General features: G+C 68.2%; 17 protein-coding genes. 14 read left to right on the top strand and 3 right to left on the bottom strand.

What is annotated here, in order from left to right; all coding sequences use genetic code 11:
• Positions 1–5 precede the first annotated feature (5 nt).
• Positions 6–1,988: an ATP-dependent zinc metalloprotease FtsH gene (ftsH, locus tag AFER_RS08325; protein WP_015799007.1), complete on the bottom strand. Its 1,983-nt coding sequence runs from the start codon at positions 1,986–1,988 to the stop codon at positions 6–8.
• Positions 1,989–2,209: 221 nt separating this feature from the next.
• Here ftsH and AFER_RS08320 point away from each other — a divergent pair, with 221 nt between their 5' ends.
• From AFER_RS08320 to AFER_RS08305, 4 genes are all read left to right on the top strand, one after another.
• The gene (locus AFER_RS08320) at positions 2,210–2,971 is read left to right on the top strand and encodes a CPBP family intramembrane glutamic endopeptidase (RefSeq protein ID WP_015799006.1); all 762 of its coding nucleotides are present in this window, start codon (positions 2,210–2,212) and stop codon (positions 2,969–2,971) included.
• A 32-nt stretch (positions 2,972–3,003) separates the two neighbouring features.
• The gene (locus AFER_RS08315) at positions 3,004–3,504 is read left to right on the top strand and encodes a DUF6941 family protein (RefSeq protein ID WP_041661794.1); all 501 of its coding nucleotides are present in this window, start codon (positions 3,004–3,006) and stop codon (positions 3,502–3,504) included.
• A gap of 4 nt (positions 3,505–3,508) precedes the next feature.
• Complete coding sequence (locus AFER_RS08310) at positions 3,509–4,027, top strand: MaoC family dehydratase (protein ID WP_015799004.1); 519 nt, start codon at positions 3,509–3,511, stop codon at positions 4,025–4,027.
• 335 nt (positions 4,028–4,362) lie between these two features.
• Positions 4,363–6,429, top strand: coding sequence for a S9 family peptidase (locus AFER_RS08305; RefSeq protein ID WP_015799003.1), 2,067 nt, complete (start codon positions 4,363–4,365; stop codon positions 6,427–6,429).
• Positions 6,430–6,465: 36 nt separating this feature from the next.
• Here AFER_RS08305 and AFER_RS08300 read toward each other — a convergent pair whose 3' ends face one another.
• A complete protein-coding gene (locus tag AFER_RS08300; RefSeq protein ID WP_015799002.1) occupies positions 6,466–7,986 on the bottom strand; it encodes an acetolactate synthase large subunit in 1,521 nt (506 codons plus the stop codon).
• Between the two features lie 92 nt (positions 7,987–8,078).
• Here AFER_RS08300 and AFER_RS08295 point away from each other — a divergent pair, with 92 nt between their 5' ends.
• The 9 genes from AFER_RS08295 to AFER_RS08255 all read left to right on the top strand — a co-directional run bounded on the left by AFER_RS08295 (position 8,079) and on the right by AFER_RS08255 (position 19,409).
• Positions 8,079–9,638, top strand: coding sequence for a glycoside hydrolase (locus tag AFER_RS08295; protein ID WP_015799001.1), 1,560 nt, complete (start codon positions 8,079–8,081; stop codon positions 9,636–9,638).
• Positions 9,639–9,661: 23 nt separating this feature from the next.
• Positions 9,662–10,756 (top strand): sugar phosphate nucleotidyltransferase, encoded by a 1,095-nt coding sequence (locus AFER_RS08290; RefSeq protein ID WP_015799000.1) that lies wholly within the window; start codon positions 9,662–9,664, stop codon positions 10,754–10,756.
• 497 nt (positions 10,757–11,253) lie between these two features.
• Entirely contained in the window at positions 11,254–11,868 is a 615-nt protein-coding gene (locus AFER_RS11225; protein WP_015798999.1) for a metallophosphoesterase family protein, read from the top strand.
• 355 nt (positions 11,869–12,223) lie between these two features.
• Entirely contained in the window at positions 12,224–12,580 is a 357-nt protein-coding gene (locus tag AFER_RS12410; protein WP_171788981.1) for a hypothetical protein, read from the top strand.
• A 234-nt stretch (positions 12,581–12,814) separates the two neighbouring features.
• On the top strand, positions 12,815–13,786 hold the full coding sequence (locus AFER_RS08275) for a ribose-phosphate diphosphokinase (RefSeq protein WP_015798998.1): 972 nt from the start codon (positions 12,815–12,817) through the stop codon (positions 13,784–13,786).
• An 83-nt stretch (positions 13,787–13,869) separates the two neighbouring features.
• Positions 13,870–14,388 carry a 50S ribosomal protein L25 gene (locus tag AFER_RS08270; RefSeq protein ID WP_015798997.1) on the top strand — a complete coding sequence of 173 codons (519 nt, stop codon included), beginning with the start codon at positions 13,870–13,872 and terminating at the stop codon, positions 14,386–14,388.
• Between the two features lie 28 nt (positions 14,389–14,416).
• Positions 14,417–14,995 (top strand): aminoacyl-tRNA hydrolase, encoded by a 579-nt coding sequence (gene pth, locus AFER_RS08265; protein ID WP_015798996.1) that lies wholly within the window; start codon positions 14,417–14,419, stop codon positions 14,993–14,995.
• Entirely contained in the window at positions 14,973–18,368 is a 3,396-nt protein-coding gene (mfd, locus tag AFER_RS08260; protein WP_015798995.1) for a transcription-repair coupling factor, read from the top strand. Before pth ends, mfd begins: the two co-directional genes overlap by 23 nt.
• A 27-nt stretch (positions 18,369–18,395) precedes the next feature.
• Positions 18,396–19,409, top strand: coding sequence for a peptidylprolyl isomerase (locus AFER_RS08255; RefSeq protein WP_015798994.1), 1,014 nt, complete (start codon positions 18,396–18,398; stop codon positions 19,407–19,409).
• Between the two features lie 52 nt (positions 19,410–19,461).
• Here the strand turns inward: AFER_RS08255 and AFER_RS12060 are convergent, their stop codons facing one another.
• Positions 19,462–20,487 (bottom strand): CAP domain-containing protein, encoded by a 1,026-nt coding sequence (locus AFER_RS12060; protein WP_171788980.1) that lies wholly within the window; start codon positions 20,485–20,487, stop codon positions 19,462–19,464.
• A 108-nt stretch (positions 20,488–20,595) separates the two neighbouring features.
• Between AFER_RS12060 and AFER_RS08245 the strand changes: the two genes are divergently transcribed.
• A complete protein-coding gene (locus AFER_RS08245) occupies positions 20,596–21,888 on the top strand; it encodes a MazG nucleotide pyrophosphohydrolase domain-containing protein (protein WP_015798991.1) in 1,293 nt (430 codons plus the stop codon).
• Positions 21,889–21,891: the final 3 nt, after the last annotated feature.

Here is a 21,891-nt window from a genome sequence, read left to right as displayed (position 1 = left end):
GTGTCTCAGCTGACGGGGTCGGTGTCGTCGTGCGATGCAGCGTGATTGTTGCCGTTCGTGACGGTGAACTGCTCGAGCTCGGCGTACTCCGGGAGCTTGGCGATCGGCAGGACCCGCTTGCCGTCGGGGTGGATCGGGTGGCCTGCCGCCTCGTCCACCAGACGCCCGACCTCTTCGCCCGAGATGGTCTCGCGTTCGAGGAGTGCGTGCGCCACCGCGATGAGGCCCGGGAGGTGCTGGCGGAGCAGCTCGGTCGCGCGTTCCTCCTGTTCGCGCAGGATGCGTTCGACCTCTTCGTCGACGAGGCGAGCCGTGCGGTCGGAGTACTCGGCCGAGTGGAGGAGGTCCTCGCCGAGGAAGACGACGTTCTGCGAACCCCACGCCATCGGCCCGAGTCGCTCGCTCATGCCCCACTCGCGAACCATCCTGCGAGCGAGCTCGGTGTTGCCCTGGAGGTCGTTGGCGGCTCCCGTCGAGAGATCCCCGTAGACCAGCAGCTCGGCGACGCGACCTCCCATCCGAACCACGAGCGTGTCCTCGATGTACTCGCGCGGATAGAGGTGTCGATCGCGCTCTGGGAGCTGCTGGGTGACGCCGAGGGCCATGCCGGTCGGGAGGATGGTGACCTTGTGGACGGGATCTGAGTAATCGAGCACATAGGCCAGCACGGCGTGTCCGCCTTCGTGGAACGCGACACGCTCCTTCTCCTCGTCGGAGAGGATGGTGGCCTCGCGGCGCTGGCCCATGATGATGCGATCTCGTGCAGAGTCGAAGTCTGCCATGGCGATGTCGGTCGCGCCCCTGCGGACGGCGTTGAGCGCAGCCTCGTTGACCAAGTTGGCGAGATCGGCACCGCTCATCCCCGGCGTGCCCTTCGCCATGACCTCGAGATCGACGTCGGGCGCGAGGCGCTTGCCTCTCGTGTGGACCTGCAAGATGGCGAGCCGTTCGGGGAGATCGGGGAGCGGAACGACGATCTGACGGTCGAAGCGTCCCGGGCGCAGCAGCGCCGGGTCGAGGATGTCGGGACGGTTGGTGGCGGCCATCACGACGATGCCCTCAGCCGGATCGAACCCGTCCATCTCCGAGAGCATCTGGTTCAGGGTCTGCTCGCGCTCGTCGTGTCCGCCGCCGAGACCTGTCCCGCGCTTACGACCGATGGAGTCGATCTCGTCGATGAAGATGATCGACGGGGACTGGCGCCGAGCCGTCTGGAACAGGTCGCGGACGCGTGCGGCGCCGACTCCCACGAACATCTCCATGAAGTCGGAACCGGACACGGACATGAACGGCACGCCAGCCTCGCCCGCGACGGCACGGGCGAGCAGCGTCTTGCCGGTTCCCGGAGGACCGACGAGCAAGATGCCCTTCGGGATCCGAGCACCGAGCTGCGAGAAGCGGCTGGGATCGCGGAGGAAGTCGACGACCTCCTTCACCTCACCCTTGACGCCCTGGTAGCCGGCCACGTCGTCGAACGTCGTCTTCGGGCGTTCCGTGGTGTAGGTCTTCGCGCGCGAGCGACCCACGCTCATGATGCCGTTGACCGACCCCTGCGTGCGCCGCGTGAGGTAGACCCAGATCCCGATGAAGATCCCGAAGAAGATGACGTACTCGATGATGGTGGACGCGATGCCAGGCCCGGGGGTGATGTAGCTCACCTGGACGTGGGCCTTCGAGAGCGTGCTGAGTTCGCTCGAGGTGTAGGGCAGCGGACCGGTGACGCTGTAGGCAGTACCGTTCGTCAGCGAGCCGGTGATCTGACCCGTGGTGTTGTTGAGGACGGCCGTGCGAACCTGCTTGGCCTGTACGTCGTGGATGAAGGTGCTGTAGCCAAGGGGCTGTCCGCTCGGGGCGTGGCTGAAGAGAGTCAGTAGCAGCACGGCGACGACGAGCGTTGCGAGGATCGCGAAGGCAATGCGCCCGCGCTGGTCGGGCGACGGCGACTGACGCGAGCCTCGTGGCGAGGGGCGTTGGGACGATGGCATCATACCCTGCCTATGCTAGGCGAGTTCCTGCACGTACGGGAGCTTCGGTCGAGGAGTCCTGGTTACCCTGGAGGCGGCATTGAGCGATGCCTCAGGGTTGCTGCTCACGTTCGAGATGTCGTGATGCGGTGCGAGGCAGGCCTGCCTACTCCGTGGGGTTGGGCTCGTGTACGGTCGTCAGCGAACGGCGTGGTACCCATCGAGGCTGCGCAAGGAGGGAAGCCGTGACGGAAGACCGCGACTCCCTCGGCACCGTCAGCTGGGGTGCGCTCGCGTTCCCCGTCGTCGCTCTCGCGGTCGCCTTCGTGTGCAGCATCCTGGCGCTCGACGGCACCGCAGCGCTGCAGCATCGAGCGGTGCCGACCACGGTCGCTGGCCTCAGCCCGTCGTTGCTCGCCGCCGACGAAGCGGGCCTGTGGGTCGTGTTCGTCGGCGCTGCTGTGCTCGGTGCGCGCTGGTGGGGCGCGGGGTCGTTCCTCCGCTTCGTGCGCTTTCGGATGCGCCTCGTCGACCTTCCGGTCGGGATCGGCGTCGGCGTCCTCGGCCAGCTCGTCGTGGTTCCGCTGCTCTATCTCCCTGTCGAGGCCGTTGACCCGGCTGCGCGTCGGTCGATCTCCAAGCCAGCCGTCCAGCTGCTCGGCGTCGGCGTCGGCCACGATTTCCTCGCCGTCGTTGCGATCATCGTCATCGGGGCGCCCCTGTGTGAGGAGATCTTCTTCCGCGGCGTGACCCTGCGGCTCTACGAGCTCCGTGCGGCCGGGTGGCCCTCGCTGCTTCGCATCGGGGTTCCCGTCGTCGCCAGCGCCCTGCTGTTTGCGATTGCACACTTCGAGCCGCTCCAATTTCTCGGCCTGTTCGTCTTCGGCGTGATCCTCGCCATCATCGTCTCGCGTACCGGACGACTCGGACCATCCATCGTGGCGCACGCGGCGTTCAACCTCACGGCCGTGGTCGCCCTGCTCGGCACGGGCGCTCTCGTGCGCTGACCCGAGGTGTGCCGGCGGCTAGCGTTGGCGCCGTGAAGGCTTCCCTCATGCTCTGTGACGCCGCGCAAGTCTGCGACGGCAAGCTCTACATCCTCGGAGGCGGTTGGTCGATGACCGTCGCTGGTCTTGCGCCGATGGCGATCGCGATGCGACTGGAGCTCGCCTGGGGCGAAGCGCCGAATCCGCATCACTGGGAGCTGTTCCTCCAGGACGAAGCCGGGGAACAGGTCACGATCGAGACTCCGGAGGGCCCTCAGCCGGTCGAGATCCGTGGTGACTTCCAGTTGGGTACCCCGCAGGGCGTGCCGCTCGGTTCGGATATCCCGCTCAATCTGGCGGTGACGATCGGGCCCCTCCCGCTTCCCGCCAACTCGCGGTACCGTTGGCAGCTCGTGGTCGACGGTGAGTCGGGCGAGGACTGGTACGCGTCGTTCTCGACGCTCGCGCCACCACAGATGCCCCAGCAAGGAGGACCCGCGAACGGTCCGACAGGTCCAGCACCGATGCCCTCGGGGCCACGACCACTCGACTAGTTCGGTGGCCACCCACGAGCGCCCGTTCGGGCGCTGTCTCGAGGACTTCGTCGTCGGTGACGTGCTTCGGCACTGGCCGGGCAAGACCATCACCGAGGCCGACGACCATCTCTTCTGCCTGCTCACAATGAACCATCATCCGCTCCACATCGATGAGCGGTTCGCAGAGCTCGCCACGGTGCACGGGCGCAACGTGGTCGTGGGGAACCTGGTGTACTCGCTCGTTCTCGGCATGAGCGTGCCGGATGTGTCGGGCTCGGCCATCGCCAATCTCGAGGTCAACAACCTCCGTCACCTGTACCCAACGTTCCATGGTGACACGATCTACGCTGAGAGCACCGTCCTTGCGGTCGTGCCGTCGCGATCGAAGCCGGACCGCGGTGTGGTGGAGGTCGAGACCCGCGGCTACAACCAAGATGGTCAGGAGGTCGTCTCCTTTCGGCGCAAGGTCTTGGTGTGGCGTCGCGACGCGCTGCCCGAGCGTCCGCGGCCGGAGCCGCGTGACGAGGCGTCGGCGACCTAGCGCTCAAGCTCCGCCGGATCGAGTCGATGGTGAGGGTGGCCGGGAGCGAGCGTGGTGACCGTTTCGCAGACCTCCCCCTCAGATCGGACGCCGCCTCGTCCCGGCCCCAGGGGAGTGCAGTCCTGGCGTGGGCCATTGGTGAGGGTTCGGAGGATCGTCTCCGGCCATGCGTGTCACCACGAGAACCGCTCAGCGCTCAACCGGCCCGGGTCTTCGACCACGAGGTTTGGCGTCATTGTACGAGCCGAGTCGGTGGGCACGAGAGGCGGCCCGCAGTCTGGTTCGCTGTCTCGTACGCTGACGCACCAGGGCGCCTCGGCACGTAAGGTGCTCGCATGATGCGCGAACTTCGTTTCGATGACCTGTGGCGCCGACGGTTGCCGGGCGTGGTCGAGGTCGGACTCGTGGCCATCGATCCGATCGATGGCGCATCGGTCCTCGCGCTCCGTACCGGCGACGACGACCGCGCCTCGCTCGTTCGGTGGGCGGCGGGAGACTCCTCGCCCGTGGTGCTGGTTGGACCGGACGACGAGGCGCGACCGACCGAGGCCGACGAGCTCGAAGCCCAGCGCCTCCGACGTTCCTGGGATGGGGTCAGCTCGTTTCGGCTGGTGGGTACCGCGGGACTTGCGGTGTCGACCGGCGGTCGTTGGAGCGTGGTCGATCGGACTGGTCGGCCAGTCGTGGGCTATGACCTCGATGGCGCGGTCGCCGTGGCGACGTGCGCTGGCTCGGATCGTGTGGTCGCGGCGAGTGGCTCAGAGGTGTGGCTTGCGGGGCCGGGCGAGCGCCAACGTCTCGCGATCGCCACGGATCGCACCATCGGGCTCGCCGACTACATCGCTCAGGAGGAATTCGATCGTCACGACGGGCTCTGGCTCTCGCCGAATGGCCGTTCAGTGGCCTGGACCGTGGTGGACGAGTCCAAGGTCCCTGAGCACCTCATCGTGCATCACGGACCCTTTCCCGAGCGTGTCGAGCGGCATCGCTACCCCTTCGTCGGCGCGGCGAACGCGGTGGTCGAGATCGCGATCGCCACGCTCGACGGAGGTGGCGCGACGATCGTCGACCTGCCGATCGGTGACGGTTACCTCGTCGAGGCCCTCTGGCTCGACGACGAGACGTTCGTGGCAGGGATCCTCGATCGGGCGCAGCACGAGCTCACCCGCTGGCGCGTGTCGATGGGCGATGGTGAAGCGACGCGCATCGATCGCGAGCACCACGAACCCTGGGTCGACGTGCCGGGCGTGCTCATCGGTGCCGACGGCGTCCTCGTCACGAGGAGTCAGCGTTTCGACGGCTTCTGGCGCGTGACGGCGATCACGGATGAGGGTGCACGTGCGCTGGCCCCGGCACTCGTGGCGACGGCCATCGTCGGCGTGGTCGGTGGGTCGGTGGTCGCGATCGGCTACGTCGACGATCCGACACGGCGCTCCCTGTGGCGCGTACCGCTGGATGGGTCGTCGCCCGACGAGGTGCTCGCGGGCGGCGTGTTCGGGGTCGCTGCCGCTGGCGATCGGGCAATCGTCGCGGTCAGGTCGTCCGTGGAGCGTGCTCCCGAGCTCCTTCGGATCGGAGCCGACCTGGAGGTGCTCGTGCGATCGGAGCCCGAGGTCGTCGTGCCGACCCCTCGCCTCGTGGAAGCGGACTTCGGTGATGGCGTCCGGCGCTACGCCGCGGTCTACCAAGGGGAAGGGTCGACCGAGGGTCGTCCGCTGGTGCTCGCGGTCTATGGAGGGCCGCACGTGCAGCTGGTACAAGATGCATGGTCGCTCACCGCAGATCTCACCTGCCAGTGGCTCGCACGAAGCGGCGCCGTCGTCGTCAAGCTCGACGGGAGAGGGTCGGCGAACCGTGGCCGGGCCTTCGAGGAGCCGATCGCCAGGGGATTCGGCACCGTGGAGCTCGACGACCAGCTCGCCGCCATCGATTGGGCAGCGGCCCACCTCGGCATCGACACCACTCGCGTGGGGATCTTCGGGTGGAGCTACGGCGGGTACCTGACCCTGCTCGCGACCTCGCGACATCCGTCACGCTTCCGGGTCGGGGTCGCAGGTGCACCGGTCGTGGACTTTCGCTGGTACGACACGGGCTACACGGAGCGCTACCTCGGCTTGGTCGACGATCCACGCTACGAGCAGGCGAGCGTCCTGCACGGGATCGAAGGACTCGCAGGTCCAGATGCTCCCAAGGTGCTCGTCATCCACGGCATGGTCGACGAGAACGTGCACGTCGGTCACTCGCTCCGACTGCTCGAGCGTGCCGCGCACCTCGGGATCGACCTACGATTCCTCCCGCTCCTCGAGAGTCGTCACGGGCCACGGCGACCCGACGATCTCGAGGCGGTAGCGAGGGCTCGCGTCGAGTTCCTCAGCCAACACCTTGGACTCGCCGCCTCGTGACGGGGCTCGTTCCGAGGTGGGGTGGGCGCCCACCGGTCATTGGGAGACGGTCGCGACGATGACGTGGACGCCATGTCGATCTCGTAGCGCCGCCTCGAGCTCTGCGACCGTTGTGGCGGTCGTCGTTCGTGCGCCCATCGCAGCAGCCAGGCCAGCGAAGTCCCAGCCTGGGTCGTCGAGGCGGGTGAGCTCCGGGTGGAGGTCGAGCCCAGCGATGGTCTGCTCGATCTCGAGGATGCGGTAGCCGCCGTTCACCGCGAGTACCACGGTGACGTCGAGGTGCTCGCGAACCATGGTCCAGATGGCCTGCGGCGCATAGAGGAACCCTCCGTCGGCCACCACAGCGAGGACGGAAGCGCCGAGCGTGGCTGCCCCCAGCGCGAGCGACGCCCCTTCCCCGATGGCACCGCCAGGGTGACCGATGTAGTGGTGGCGTCGCGCGTCGGCGAGTTGTTCGTAGAGCGCGGGGGCAGCCGTGCGCGCTTCGTCGATGACGACGTCGTCGGCCTGCACGGCTCGTGCGATGACGGCTGCGAGCGTCGACCCGTCGAGCGCTGCGTGGGGGTCCGGCGCCGGAATGGGTTGCGATGTCGGTGGAGGAGCCGGTGTGACCCCGAGCGCCTTGGCGAGGTGCTCGAGCACGACGCGTGGGTCCTCGTCCTGGCCGTCGAGGCGTACGAGGGGCGCAGCGAGCGGCCAGAGCCGCGGATCCTGCTCGAGGTGGGCGAACCACGCCGACGGGGCATCGGTTCCGAGAACGAGCACGCTACGCGCCGTGGCGAGCTGCGGGCGCGCCATGAGGGGCAGGTAGGCAAGGCGCTCGATGCGCCCCGCCCCTTCTCCGTAGCGATGCGACGCCGGGAAGGTCTCCGCCAAGAGCCGCAGGCCCGTGTCATCGGCGATGGCACGTGCGAGCGCGCGTGCGTCGGGCTCGAGAACGCGAGCGCCGAGGAGCAAGGTGCACTCTCCAGCGCGCACCAGGTCGATCGCGGCTTCGAGGCGCGCTCGGGGGATGGAAGGCGCCTCGTGCGCGGTCGTGGGTGGGGCGCTGGGGTCGGAGGGTGTCGCTTCGCGTTCCATCGCCACGGCATCGAGCGTGACGACGACCGGCGTGCGCTGCGTGGTGGCGATGGTCGCGGCTGCGCGGAGTTGGGGGGCGATCAGCGCAGGGTCGTCGATCGCGATCATCGGGACGTCGATGGCCTCGGCAAGGGACGCGATCCGCATGGTGAGCGGCGTATCGAGCGCCCGATGGGAGCGCGGATGTTCGCCGACCAGCACGAGCATCGGGGTGTGGGCTCGGCGCGCGTCGTGGACGAAGGCGAGGCCGTTCGAGAGACCCGGACCCAGGTGGACGAGCGCCGCCCCGAGCCTGCCGAGCCGACCGTGTGCATCGGCCGCTCCCATCGCGACGAGTTCGTGGGTAACGAGAATCGGGCGCGGCCCACGTCGCTCCAGGGCATCGACGAGAACCAGTTCGCTCGTACCGGGATTGGCGAAGACTACCCCGACGCCGAGATCGCTCAGGGTCAACGCGGCGAGTTCGGCTCCGTTCACGCGTCGAGGTTAGTGCAAGGTTGGCGCTCGAGGGGCCAGGTCGCAGGGGCATCAGGCTGCCCTCACCCCGTGCCGGGTAGCGTGGCGCGGCGATGCGTGACGTGGGTCGGCGGGCGGTCGTAGGGAGCCTGGTCCGAGCCGTCGTGTCCGTCACCACGGCCGTCGCGGCCGGGGTTGCCATCGTCGCTGGCGCGAACGTGCTCGCTCCGCCGCCCGCCTCGCCGTCGTCGCCGCCGCGCCAGCCGCTCGTCGTCGCAGACGTGGGGCCACGTCCAAGCCACACGCTGGTCGGGATCGGGGCGAGTGGCGCCTGGTGGTCGCGACCGGTCGCAGCGCTCGGCTCCGCCACGATCGCGCAGGTGGGCCGGCTGCTCTACTCGTCGCGCGGGTTGGAGCTGTCGCAGTTCCGCTTCAACATCGGCGGCGGCGGCGTGGGTGTGACGACGTGGTGGAAGGCGCCGCCGAGCTTCTACCAAGCCAACGGTACGTTCGACTTCCACGCCGATCCCCAGGGGGTGCTCTTTGCCCGTCAAGCGGCCTCGTGGGGGGTGCGCGATCTTGTGGGGTTCGTCAACGCAGCACCCCCGCAGTTCACATCGAACCACCGCAGCTGCGGCGGTACGCTCCTCGCTGGCGATGTCGCTGCGTACGCGGACGAGCTCGCGCTGACCGTGGCGGGTCTGTGGCGCGTCGACCACGTCAAGCTGCGCTACGTGTCGCCCATGAACGAGCCGGTGGGTTCGCAAGCGGCCTGTCGCCAAGAGGGAATGGCTGTTCCGGTGGCAGAGCGTGGTCCGCTCGTCGTGGACCTCGCGCGCGATCTGGCGCGTGTTGCGCCGTGGGCGCGCGTGATCGCCGACGAGTCCTCCTACGCCACGCAACTGCTCCGGCAGGCGCCACGGTGGCTGACGTATCCGGGCGTGCGTGCCTCGCTCGCCGCCCTCGCGGTCCATGGCTACGACTACCCCTCGCGGGCGGTGCTCCACCAGGTCGCGTTGCTCGGACGTCGATGGGGCGTGCCGATCTGGGACACGGAGATCTGCTGCTATGACGGGGAGGGGTTCGGCTACCAGTACGACCCAACCATGACGTCGGGCCTCTGGCTCGCCCAGACGATCTACAACGACCTCATGGTCGAGAACGCCTCGGTGTTCGACTGGTGGCTGGCACTCTCACCGGATCTCGGCTGCAGTCCTGCGGCCGACCCTGGGTGCTTTCGAGACATCAACCCACTCGGGCGCAACGACGGACTCATCTACTTCGACCTGAACGGTGCACGCGACGGCGACCACACGCTCTACCTGACCAAGCGCTACGACGTGCTGGGACAGTTCTCTCGCTACCTCCGTCCGGGCATGGGTCTCGTGCCGGTGACGACGTCGGATGCGCGGGTGGAGATGCTCGCGGGGCGTGCACCTGGGCGTCTCGTACTGATCGCCATCAACTTGACCGCCCCTGGCTCAGCCCCCTTGCCTCTCGAGGTGCAGCTTCCCCCGGGACTTGACGGGGTCCAGGCCATGGGCGCGGTGGTGACGAATCCGACCAAGTCGCTCCAGCCGACGGCGCTGCCGGACGTCGACGCGCACAGCGTGGTGGCGCTGCTCACGCCCGATTCGGTGACGACCTACGTGGTGCGGACTGCCCGAAGCTAGCCTTGCGACGAGGAGGTTGCGCTATGCGCTACGGCGTTGTGCTCGCCGCCGGCAAGGGGACTCGCATGCGGTCGGACCGCCCGAAGCCGCTCGTCGAGGTGTGCGGTCTCAGCATGGTCGGCCACGTGCTCGCTGCGCTGGGCGACCTTGATGATCTGTCGCGCATCGTCGTGGTCGTCGGTCACGAGGCCGAGGCCGTCGAGGCAGAGGTGCAGCGACATGCTCCGAGCGGCGTCGAGGTCGTGACGGCCTATCAGTTCGACCAACGCGGGACCGGTGACGCGGTTCGGGTCGCGCTCACCCGTTTGCCGGATCTCCTGCCTGGTGTCGGCTCCAGCGGTGCCGAGGTGGTGGTCGTGCCGTCCGACGCGCCGCTGCTGACGGCGACGTCGCTGAGGGCCTTGCTCGCAACCCACGCAGCCCAAGGCAACGCGGCGACGGTGTTGACGATGGAGCTCGACGATCCATCGGGCTATGGCCGAATCCTGCGGGCCCGAGACGGGAAGGTGCGCGCCATCGTCGAGCAGGCCGACCTCGACGATGATCGGGGCGAGGCCACCCGCGAAGTCAACACGGGCGTCTACGTCTTCGATCTCGCTGTGCTCCCCTCGGCGTTGCGGCTCCTCGCGCCGACCAATCGCCAGCGGGAGTACTACCTGACCGACTCGATCGCCCTGCTCGCCGAGTCGGGCTATCGGGTCGGGACGCTCGTGTTGGATGACCCGACCGAAGCGCTCGGCGTCAACGATCGGCTGCAGCTCGCCGACGTCGCCGAGCGCATGCGGGCGCGCATCGTACGTCGTCTCCTGCACGAGGGTGTCCAGATTCAGCACCCCTCCACCGTGACCGTCGACGCCCGCGTGCGCGTGGCCGAGGGCGTGGTCATCGAACCGCAGGTCGCCTTGCTCGGAGCGACACGGATCGAGGCCAATGCCCTCATCGGCGCTCATTCTCGTCTCGTCGACACCGTGGTGGGCCAGGGCGCCCAGCTCCGGGCGGTGGATGCGTGCTGTGCGACGATTGGAGAGTGGGCCACCGTGGGCCCCTTCAGCGTGCTCGAGACTGGAGCGGTCGTCGAACCGAAGGGTACGGTTCCGCCGTTCGCGCGCCTGCCCTAGGTGACCGTTCGCACGTCCAAGATTCCATCGTGAGCTGTGGTCGACTGGCCCCGGCGGTGAGCGGGTGCTCGGTGCCCGACGTCAGTCGACCGCCGAGGCGGGAGCGTTCGACGCGCCCGTCGACCCGTACGGATGGTCTCGTCGTTGAACCCGCAGGCGCTGGGACCGTCGGTCATCGCTTGTCGCTGCTGTCCTGCGACGAACGCGCATCCTCGAGGAGCTGGTAGAAGGGTTTCGACGGCGAGCTGCAGGTTGCTCGTCCGGGACCGCTCCGGAGTCTGACGTGACGCTTGGTCCGCGAGCAGGCGGCGACCTGGATCGCAATGGTCAGAGGTCGTCAAGGACGCAAGACTGGAGAGGGAGAATGCCGAACGGCCTCTCTGCCGTGGTCGTGAAGTGCCGTGGTCGTGAAGTGCCGTGGTCGTGAAGTGCCAGGGTCCTGACGCCGCCTGTGGCAGATCATCGTCGTGCCCACCCCTCGAAGTACACTCAGATCGATGAGTCGGCGGTGGTGGACCTCAGATCTGCACCTCGGTCATGCGGGAATCCTCGCTCATACACAGCGCCCCTATGGCGATACCGAGACGATGAATGTCGACCTCATCGAGCGCTGGAACGAGCGCGTTGATCCTGCGGACGAGGTCTACATCCTCGGCGACCTCGCCATGGGTCCAGTAGCGGAGATGCTTGAGTTGGTCGAGCTCTTCAATGGCACGAAGTTTCTCGTTCCAGGGAACCATGACAAGTGCTGGGAGGGCTTGCGAAGGAAGCAGAAGAACCAGGTCGATCGGTGGCGTCGTAGCTACGAGGCTGCAGGCTTGACGGTCCTCGATGGCGAGCTTGCGCTGCAGCTTGGGCATGTGGAGGTGGTCGTATCCCACTTCCCATACGAAGGCGATAGTCAAGAGGTGGAACGCTTCCCAGCGTTGCGTCCGAAGGATCGAGGGGCCTGGCTCCTGCACGGTCATGTCCATGAGAAGTGGCGACAGCACGGGAGGATGATCAACGTCGGCGTCGATGCATGGGGTGGTTACCCTGTCGCCGAGTCTGACCTCGTCGCACTCATCGCGGCCGGACCCCGTGAGCTGCCGCGGCTCCCATGGCGGCGTTGAGCATCGGGGTTGCCACTGGTGCCGCGCCGCAGAGTCCCCATTCCTCGAGCTGCGCACCGTGGGTGGGAAGTCGGCGATCGACTGCCTCGGGAACAAACCATTGCTACCCCCAACGGAGCGTCTCGTCTCGCGCACCGTGCGACCACGATCGCATGCGTCCCGACGATCATGGAGGGGCTTCCCTGAGGGGCTGTGGCCAGATGCGCTGGTGTCGGTGGCTGTCGCTCCGCAACCGAGGCCACCATCGATGCGAGACTCGATGTGCTCACGCCTCCCGCCTGGGCCCCGGAGGCGTCGATGACCTGGGGCGCGGAGACCTTCTGACTCTGGCTGTGGTGATGAGGATGCGTGGCGCTTGGCTGGCTCGCGACCGGGCACGCTGTCGATCGGAGACCTCGAGCCGCTTGGCGATGCGAGCCTTGGGGACGCCCTCGGCCACCAGCCGCCTGATGAGTGCCCAGTCTTCCACAGTGATCACCCCTCCATGCTCGGGTGTTCACTTTTCACCGGCGAAATCGTTCAGTTTTCGAACGGCGTCGACAGCTGCAGAGGGATGGCCGTGCCCTTCCCGGTTGACACCTGCTCCAGGTGCAGGAGGAAGGGGATGAACGAGACCAACCACCGCGCCCTTGCTGACGTTGTCCGCGACCTCGGCCCGAACGAGCGGACCCTCAAGAACTCGCCCGTGTCAGCAACGCATCGACCGAGGTGAGCGAGAGGGCCCGACGAACACCAGCGCGAGGAGCGTTCGGTTCGGCATGTTCTGAGCGATCGACTGCACCGTCGAGCCATCGGGCCCACGCAGCCCGGGTCATCGACGCGCGCTCTCCCACCGTTCGTAGCCGTCGAGCGTTCGGGCGTCTCTGCGACAGCCACAGGGGGCGGTACGTCGCCGTGACGCGGAGCCTAGGATGGTGCGGCGTCGACGCGCCACGAAAGGTGAGGCATGGAGCTCGTCCCCCGCAAGCGACTCGCCCTGTTCTCGGGACGTTCGCATCCGCAGCTTGCCCGGGAGGTCGCCGAGCACCTCGACGTCGAGTTGGGCGCGATCACGCTGCGGGAGTTTTCCGATGGCGAGATCTACTCCCGATTCGACCAGTCCGTCCGAGGCAAGGACATCTTCGTCATCCAAAGCCACGCTGGGCCTGTCAACGACGCAATCTTCGAGCAGCTCATCATGGTGGACGCTGCGAAGCGTGCCTCGGCGAAGCGCATCACTGCGGTCTGCCCGTACTACGGATACTCGCGCCAGGACCGCAAGGCATCGGGTCGCGAGCCGATCACCGCCAAGTTGGTCGCCGACATGCTGCACGCAGCGGGAGCCGATCGCATCATCGCCGTCGACCTGCATTCGGGTCAGATTCAGGGCTTCTTCGATGGGCCGGTCGATCATCTCACGGCCAGTCAGGTGCTGGTGGAGTACCTCCGTGCGTTCGCTCCTCGTGACGCGGTCATCGTCGCTCCCGATGCCGGTCGTGTGAAGGTTGCCGAGCGGTTTGCACAGCGCCTCGGCGCTGGACTGGCGTTGGTCCACAAGAGCCGCCCCAAGGGAACGGCCAACGTCGTGACGGCCCTCGAGGTCGTGGGCGACGTGGCGGGTCGTCACTGCGTGATCGTGGACGATCTGATCGACACAGCGGGCACGGTCACGGCCGCGGCGGAACTGCTTCGCTCGCGCGGAGCTGATGAGATCTGGGTTATGGCGACCCACGCCGTGCTCTCGGGCCCCGCGCCCAAGCGGCTCATGGACGCGCCCATCTCGCGCGTCGTGGTCACGAACACCCTGCCGGTTCCACCCGAACGAGCCATCGCCAAGCTCGAGGTGGTCTCGATCGCGAAGGTCATCGCCGACGCGATCGCCGCCGTCTTCGAGGATGGGTCGGTGTCGGAGCTGTTCCAGGGGGAGAACCTCTCCTAGCCGCATCGAGGTCCCGACTGGGGCGGTAGGCTGCTCCCTCGCGCGCGGAGGCGCCGTGCGCCCGGCACAGAGGAGAGGTCTCGATGGTGAAGGTGGTCGCCGAGCGACGCGATGCTCGTGGCTCGGCCGCGGCACGTCGTCTGCGTCGAGCGGGCAAGGTACCCGGGATCGTCTACGGGGCCGGGCTCACTGAGCCAGTTGCGGTCACGCTGGACCGGCATGGCTTCCTCACGGCGCTCGGTCAGCACGCGGTCGTCGGCCAACTGCTCGACATCGAGATCGACGGTGAGGTCCGAACGGTCAAGCTCCAGGCTGTCGTTCGACACCCCGTCCGACGGGAACTCTCTCACCTCGATTTTCTTGCGGTCGGTGCGTCGGAGACGGTCGAGGTGCAGGTCCCGCTCGAGGCGGGCGAGGGAGTACGGCTGGTCGTGGGTCTCGTGGCGGTGTCCGGCACCCCGACATCGGTGCCGTCGTCGATTCACGTCGGCGCCGACCTGCTCGCCGATGGCTCCGTGACGGCGGGGGCACTCCCACTTCCGGCTGGGGTGAGCCTCGTGGAGGCGCCGGAGACGGTGGTGGCGACGGTCGAGGAGGCCTGAGCTCACGCCTCCAGCACCCGCTGAGCCGATCATCGTCGTTGGTCTCGGGAACCCTGGCGCTCGTTACCGCTTCACTCGCCACAACGCAGGCGCGCTGACCGTCGATCTGCTCGCTCGACGCCTCGACGTGAGGTTGACGCCGGGTCACCGCTCGATCGTCGGCAGTGGGCGACTTGGCGATCACCGAGCGGTGCTCGCAGTGCCCCAGACCTACATGAATGACTCAGGTGCCGCCGTTGGGGCGGTGCTGCGCTACTTCCACGCTGACCCTGTGACGCAGCTGGTCGTGGTTCACGACGAGCTCGATCTCGTGCTCGGTCGCGTACAGCTCAAGTACGGGGGCGGGCTCGCTGGCCACAACGGCCTGCGCTCCATCGTCGCCCACATCGGCACGCGAGACTTCTGGCGCGTGCGTATTGGCATCGGACGCCCGGCCGGCCGTCAGGCCGTCGTCGATTGGGTCCTCACCGAGGTACGCGGCCCGGAGCGGACCTCCTTCGACGTCGGTGTCGAGCGGGGTGCCGATGCCGTCGTCGATCTCGTGTCGCTTGGTCCGGAGCGCGCCATGACCACCTACAACGCCCGTGGCGTCGATCGATCCGCATGAGGCGCCGCTCGCCGCGCTCGTCGAAGAGCTCGCGGCGACGGTGGAAGATCCGCCGGCCCTGAGCGCGGCTGGCGTCGCCCTCGCCTGGCACCGACTCGCTCCGCGACGGATGGTCGTCGTGGCCGAGGGTGATCGAGAAGCCGAGGCCATCGCCAACGATCTGCGGTGGTGGCTGCCTCGGATCCCTGTCGCGCTGTTGCCACCGTGGGATACCTTGCCGTTCGAGCGCGTGGTTCCGAGCATGGGCACGACCGCAGCGCGTCTGCGAGCGCTCGCGTCCATCGTCGATCCGCCTGACGAGGGCATCGTCGTGGTCACGACCGTGCGAGCCGCCTTGACGAAGCTCGTCGCCTCCGCGGCGCGCCTGGAGCGTCTGATCGTGGCGCGAGGTGATGAGCTCGTCCGTGACGAGCTCATCACTTGGCTCGAGGACGCTGGCTACGTGCGTGAGCCTCAGGTCTCGGCCGCGGGTGAGTACGCGGTGCGCGGATCGATCGTCGACGTCGCCGACCCGGGCTTGGCGTCGCCGGTGCGGATCGACCTGTTCGGAGACGAGGTGGATCGGCTCGCTTTCTTCGATCCGACGACGCAGCGCTCGGTCGGCGACCTCGAGCGCGTCGAGCTCTTCCCGGCTCGCGAAGTTCGGATCGACACCGACCTCGCCAAGCAACTCGAGGCCCTGGCTGCACGCGTTCCAGCGGTGGCCGATCGGGTGGAGGCCGTGCTCGCGGGTCGAGAGCCCCCTGAGCCGCTCGTGCCACTCGTGCTCGGCGATGTCGCACCGACGGTCCTCGACATCGTCGACGAGGCCGACCTCGTTCTCGTCCCGGCGAAGGGTATGGACGCGGTCATCGCCGATCGCCTCGTCGCTGAGGAGCGCTCCATTCGGGAGGCGCTCGCTCCGACCTGGGGACTCGAGGCTGACGCGCTCGGGTCGGTCAGTCTCATGGCCGAGCCGGAACGGCTGCGCGCAGTGCGCGCCCGCCTCGTATCGGCAGATCCAGCCGGCTTTGGTGCTCGCCTCGGTGTGAGCCATCGCGACCTCGCAGGGGTGTTCGGTCGCATTCGGAGTGCGCGGCGCGACGGAGTTCACGTCGTCGTCGCCACGCATGGCTCGGAACGTGCACGTCATGTCGCCCAACGCCTTGGCGAGGAGGGCATCGACGTGCAGCTGGCCTCGGTCGCCACCTGCCTCGAGGGTCACGGCGTTCGAGTGGCCGCGGGGCTCGACCTCGTCGAGAGCGTCGAGCTCGAGCCGGCATCGTTGGTGGTGATCGCGGATGCGAGTCTCGTACGGCCGACGGCTCCTCGCGCTTCGGTGCCCACCCGTACGACCGGGGGTCTGAGCTTCGACGACCTCGTCGAGGGCAGCTTCGTCGTCCACGAGGCCTACGGCGTCGCGCGCTATCGGGGCCTCGTGCGCCAGGTGGTCGATGGCGTCTCGCGGGAGTACCTCGAGCTCGAGTTCGCGAGCGCGGATCGGATCTTCCTTCCGTTCGAGCATCTCGCGCTCGTTGCCCCCTACGTCGGCTCCGAGGAGCCTCGCCTCACCCGTCTGCGAGGCGGAGACTGGCAGCGTCAGGTCCATCGTGCTCGTCGCGCGGCGCAGGAGGTCGCCCAGGAGCTGGTGGTGCTCTATCAGCGTCGCTTGGCCGCGACCGGTTCGAGCATCACGCCGGACCCGGTGCTGCTCTCGGAGTTCGCCGAACGGTTCCCCTATGAGCTCACGCGTGATCAGGAGCGCACCATTGCCGAGGTGCTCGCTGATCTCGCCAAGCCGGTGCCGATGGATCGCCTCGTCTGTGGCGACGTGGGCTTCGGGAAGACCGAGATCGCGCTGCGCGCCGCGTTCGCCGTGGCATCCGAGGGCCGTCAGGTGCTCGTCCTCGCGCCGACGACCCTGCTCGCTGCCCAGCATGCGGAGGTGTTCCGGGAGCGCTTCGAGGGCACGCCGATTCGCGTGGGCATGCTCTCGCGCCTCAGCACGGCTCGTGAGGCTGCGAGCATCCGCGCCGAGCTCGCAAGTGGCGAGCTCGACGTGTGCATCGCGACGCACGCTGCGCTCGGCGCGTCGACTCGGTTCGCCAGGCTCGGGCTCCTCGTGATCGACGAGGAGCAGCGCTTCGGGGTCCGACACAAGGAGCAGCTCAAGGAGGCGTTCCCCGGCGTCGACGTGCTCGTGCTCTCGGCCACCCCGATCCCGCGCAGCCTCGAACTGTCGCTCGTGGGCATCAGGGATCTGTCCGTGCTGCGGACCGCGCCCGTCGATCGCCATCCGATCCTCACGCACGTCGGGCCCTTCGATCCCGCGGTCGTGACCGAGGCCATCCGTCGGGAACTCCTACGCGAAGGTCAAGTGTTCTTCGTGCACAACCGCGTGCGCGACATCGAGGCCTCGGCCCGTCTGGTCGCCGACCTCGTCCCCGAGGCCAGGGTGCTCGTGGCGCACGGGCAACTACCGCCCGCTGCGCTCGAGCGGACGATGGCCCAGTTCTGGCACGGAGAGGCCGACGTGCTCGTCGCCACCACGATCGTCGAGAACGGGATCGACCTCGCGCGTGCGAACACCCTGATCGTCGACCGTGCCGAGCAGCTCGGCCTCGCCCAGCTCCACCAGCTTCGCGGGCGCGTCGGGCGCTCCGGGCGGCAGGCGTATGCCTACCTGCTCACCTCGACCACCGGCGGGATCTCCGACATCGCCCTCGAGCGACTGCGGACGGTGGCAGAGAACACCGACCTCGGGGCGGGTTACCGGATCGCGATGCGAGATCTCGAACTTCGCGGGGCGGGCACGGTGCTCGGCATGCGACAGTCGGGACACGTCAGCGAGGTCGGCTACGAGCTGTACGTGCGGCTCGTCGCGGAAGAGGTGGCGCGCATGGACGGCGTCGAGGAGCCGACGCCCGATCGGGAGGTGGCGCTCGACGTGCCGGTATCGGCGCTGCTCGCCGAGGACTACGTTGCCGAAGCCGAGACTCGGATGGACCTCTACCGGCGTCTCGCGAGGGCGCGGAGCCAGGCGGAGTTCGATCAGTTCCTTGAAGAGCTGCGCGATCGCTTCGGGCCGCCGCCGGCCGAAGCGCTCGCCTTGGTGTCCCTCGCGAAGGCACGGCGTCGGCTTGCGACCCTCGGTGCCGATCATGCGCTCGTTCGGCGCAACCCACGCAGCGCACGACTCGAGCTCGTCGTCGGTCCGCTCCAGCCGTCGGTGGCGACCCGGCTGCGTCTAGAGCGTCGGCTCCATGGCGTCGTGAGTCGTGGCGACGACCTTGCGGTTCCCCTTGCGCGCCGGGAGGACGCGCTTGGACGTCTCGAGGCACTGCTGGAGATCCTCGAAGGCGCGCCATCGCCTGGAGTAGGTTCTCCCCAGTAGCATGGCCGTGGGCTCCTGGAGGTAGGTGTGCATCGTCGCTGGTTCGGACTCATCCCACTCGCCGGGGCCGTGGTGCTCGCGAGCTGTGGTTCCGCGAGCGTCGCGGCGACGGTCGGGAACCGTACGCTGACGACGTCGCAGCTCGAAGCGGAGCTCGCGGACGTCGCTGCGAACAAGGCGTTCGTGAGCGAACTCGTCGCGAGCCACGAGCCGGTGTGGGGTCCCCATGACCAGAGCTACACCGCGCTCTTCGTGGACAACATCCTCTCTCGACGGATCACGATCATGCGGGTCCAGGCAGCGCTCGGGCGGATGCACGTCCAGCCGAGCGCTGTCGCAACGAGCCTTGGCACGGCCCTGGCGGAGCAGTCCGCTGGCGGTCAAACCGTCTTCAGTGGCTTTCCGCGCTCCTATCAGCAACGCCTCATCCGCGACAGCGTCGACATCGTCGAGCTCGAGGCGGCGCTCGGCCACGTGAGCTTGACCACGAGTGGCGTCCAGGCGTACTACCGCGCGCACCCGGCTGATTTCGAGAGCTACTGCGGATCGGAGATCCTGGTCGGTACGCCTACGGAAGCCGAAGCGGTGGTTGCGAAGCTGCACAAGGGTCAGTCGTTCGCTGCCGTGGCGAAGTCGTCGTCGACCCAGAACGCCGCTGGCGGTGGCGCGCTCGGCTGCGGGACCGAGGGCCAGTACGCATCCAGCTTCGGATCAGGGGTTGCGACCTCGGTGACGAGCCTTCCTGTGGGTACGCCATCAGGGGTCGTACAGGTGCCCAACGGGTTTGCTGTGTTCGAGATCACCTCTCGCAGCGAGATACCGTTCTCGCAGGCCGAGCTCCTCGCGGCCGACACCATGGTGAGTCACGGTCAGACGCTCCTCAACGACTACCTGGCGCGCACCGTTCACACGGCCAACATCCACGTGAATCGGGCCCTTGGTCGGATCGTGGTCCAGAAGGGAGTGCTCAGCGTGGTGCCCACCGTGCCGAAGGGTGCGGCGCTCGCACGCCAGATCGTGACGCCCGAACGGGTTGGCTGACGGGTCTCGCGGCGTCGGGCTCGCCACGCTGCTCTTCCGCCACGGCACGGTGCTATGGCCAGGTCGTGACGAACGAGAGTGAGCTGAGCGCGCTCGTGGGCACGAAGGTGAGGACCATCGCGTCCGACTCGAGCCCCGACAGCGACGTCCCTGATGGCTCGGGTTGGCTGGCGAGCCCGAGCACCGGCACGTAGCCCGCGGGGGCGGTCGCGAGGATGTTGGCTCGGTGCTCCCAGCAGCCTGCTGCGGTCGGCGACGTGCAGGTCTCGTTCGTCGTCGCGGCCGAGGACCCACCCCAGCCGTCGTCGTACATCCAGTCGTACATGGATGCTGCCGTGGAGTAGTCCGCGGCCCAATTGGCCTCTGCGGAGACCGCCCAGGGTCCCCCAGTCGTGAGCGACCCGAGGGGCGGATCGCTGTTCGAGGCGGCACCGTCCTCGGCGAGTGCCGAGAGGGTGTCGACGACACCAGCCGCCGGGGCCAGGCCGCGCGCGGTGCGCTCCTCGTTGATCAGCCACAGCAGCTGCGTCGTCGGGCTGAGATCGGTGAAGTTGGGAGGGAGGGTGAGTGGACCGAGCCCTTCCTGGGCGCGGGCGGCGTCGATCGCCTCGACGGCGGCGCTCTCGCAGGTTGGGCCGTCAGGGCCAGCGCTGATGCTCGAGGCGCAGATCGAGGCAAAGTTCGGGGTCGGGGCGATGTTGGCCGGTGGGTCCGCGAGCGCCGAAGCCGGCGGTGGCGTCGACGAGGCGACGACGGGTGGGTTCGCCGGCGGCGTCGCTGGTGGTGCGGCCGACGCTGGTGGGCTCGTCGCGCTGGTGGGTGAGGGCGTCGACGGAGCCTGTGGAGCCGGGGTCGGTGGTGCTGGATGCGATGGCGATGAGCTCCGAGGGCGCTGCGGCGTCGGCATCGGCTCCGGGGCACGGCCGACTCGCGCATCGTGGCGAACGATGGCCGCGGCACGTGACGAGGTCGTCGAGCCGGTAAGGGCGTGCAGCGCGAGAGAGGTCGCGCCGACGCCGGAGGTTCCTGCGACGGACGCGGCGATGATGCGCCACATCCAGTGGTGACTGGTGGTCAATCCGGGAAGCGAGATGGGGCGATAGGTCACTAAATGTGGAATCGGCACGGAGAGTGCTGGTTCTTGAGGGCCTCTTGCAGCTCCTCTGGGTAGGTAGGGTGAGAGGGTGTGAAACCGATCGTTCGGGTCGTTGGGTGTGGTGCTGGCCGCGCGGAGGCAGCGGCGCTCGGAGATGCCCTCGAGGGGTGCGTGGCGGTGGTTGCGAGGTCCCTGGAGCACCCGGGACTCGCCGAGGCGCTCGGGACACTGGACGCTCCGATCCTGACGTGCGACGATCTCTACGCGGCGTCCACGACTTTCGAGGAGTGCTACGAGCGCATCGTGGAGCGTCTGCGGGACCTCGCGTTCGAGACGGGTGGCCCTGTGGGCTACGTGGTCCCGGGTTCGCCACAGGTGGCCGAACGCACGGTGGTGTTGCTGCGTCGGGCCGACGACATCGACGTCGAGATTCTGGCTGGACGCGGAGTGCTCGAGCTGATCATCGAACGTTTCGGTGTCGATCCCCTCGAGGGATTGAGCGTGGTCGACGCCGAAGCGCTCCACGCCAACCCCTGGATCGCGAGCGGTACGGTCGTCGCACTGCAGGTCTGGCATGAGCCGCTGGCACGCGACCTGGTCGTCCTCGCGGAGCGCAGCGGGGCGCGGGCGGTCCTCGCGCACCACCTCGGTCTCGATGATGAGGTCGTCGCCGAGGTCGACTCCGGGGATGAGAGGCTCGCCGCGGTCGATCACCTGAGCAGCGTCGTGCTCACCGACTTCGAGCCACCGTCGGTCGCGTTGGGACGCCTTGGCGAGGTGGTGAGCACGTTGCGTTCGGCATGTCCATGGGATGCGTCCCAGACGCACCGGTCGTTGGCACGTCATCTCATCGAGGAGGCCTACGAGGCGGTCGACGCGCTCGATGCCTACGAGGCCGATGGACACGATCGCGACCACGTCGTCGAGGAACTCGGCGATGTCTTGCTGCAGGTGCTCATGCACGCCACCATCGCCGACGAGGACGGCAGTTTCGATCTGATCGCGATCGCTCGCGCCCTCACCGACAAGCTCATCCGACGCCACCCTCACGTCTTCGGTGACGCGGTCGCCCGCAGTGCCGGCGAGGTGGAGCAGCGATGGGAGGCGATCAAGGCCGCGGAGCAGCCTGGGTCTCGGCCGGTTCCCGTGGGGCTCCCGGCGTCGCTCCGCCTCGCCAAGCTGGCTCGGCGCGCCCGGGCGCGTGACGTGCGCGCGGCCTCGTTGGGACGGGGCGATGACCTCGCGGGCGTGCTCGTCGAGGCCGCTCTCTCGGGTGTCGACGTCGATGAGGCGCTCCGAGATGCGGCTCGTCGCCTCGAGCGCGCGCTCGGCGAGGTCGACGTCGATGCGGGGCGCCCAGGGAATGGCGACGGAACGAGCTAGCAT

The organism is Acidimicrobium ferrooxidans DSM 10331 (assembly GCF_000023265.1).
GTDB lineage: Bacteria > Actinomycetota > Acidimicrobiia > Acidimicrobiales > Acidimicrobiaceae > Acidimicrobium > Acidimicrobium ferrooxidans.
Note: the sequence above shows the minus strand (reverse complement) of the source record. Positions and strands in the feature narration are given on the sequence as shown.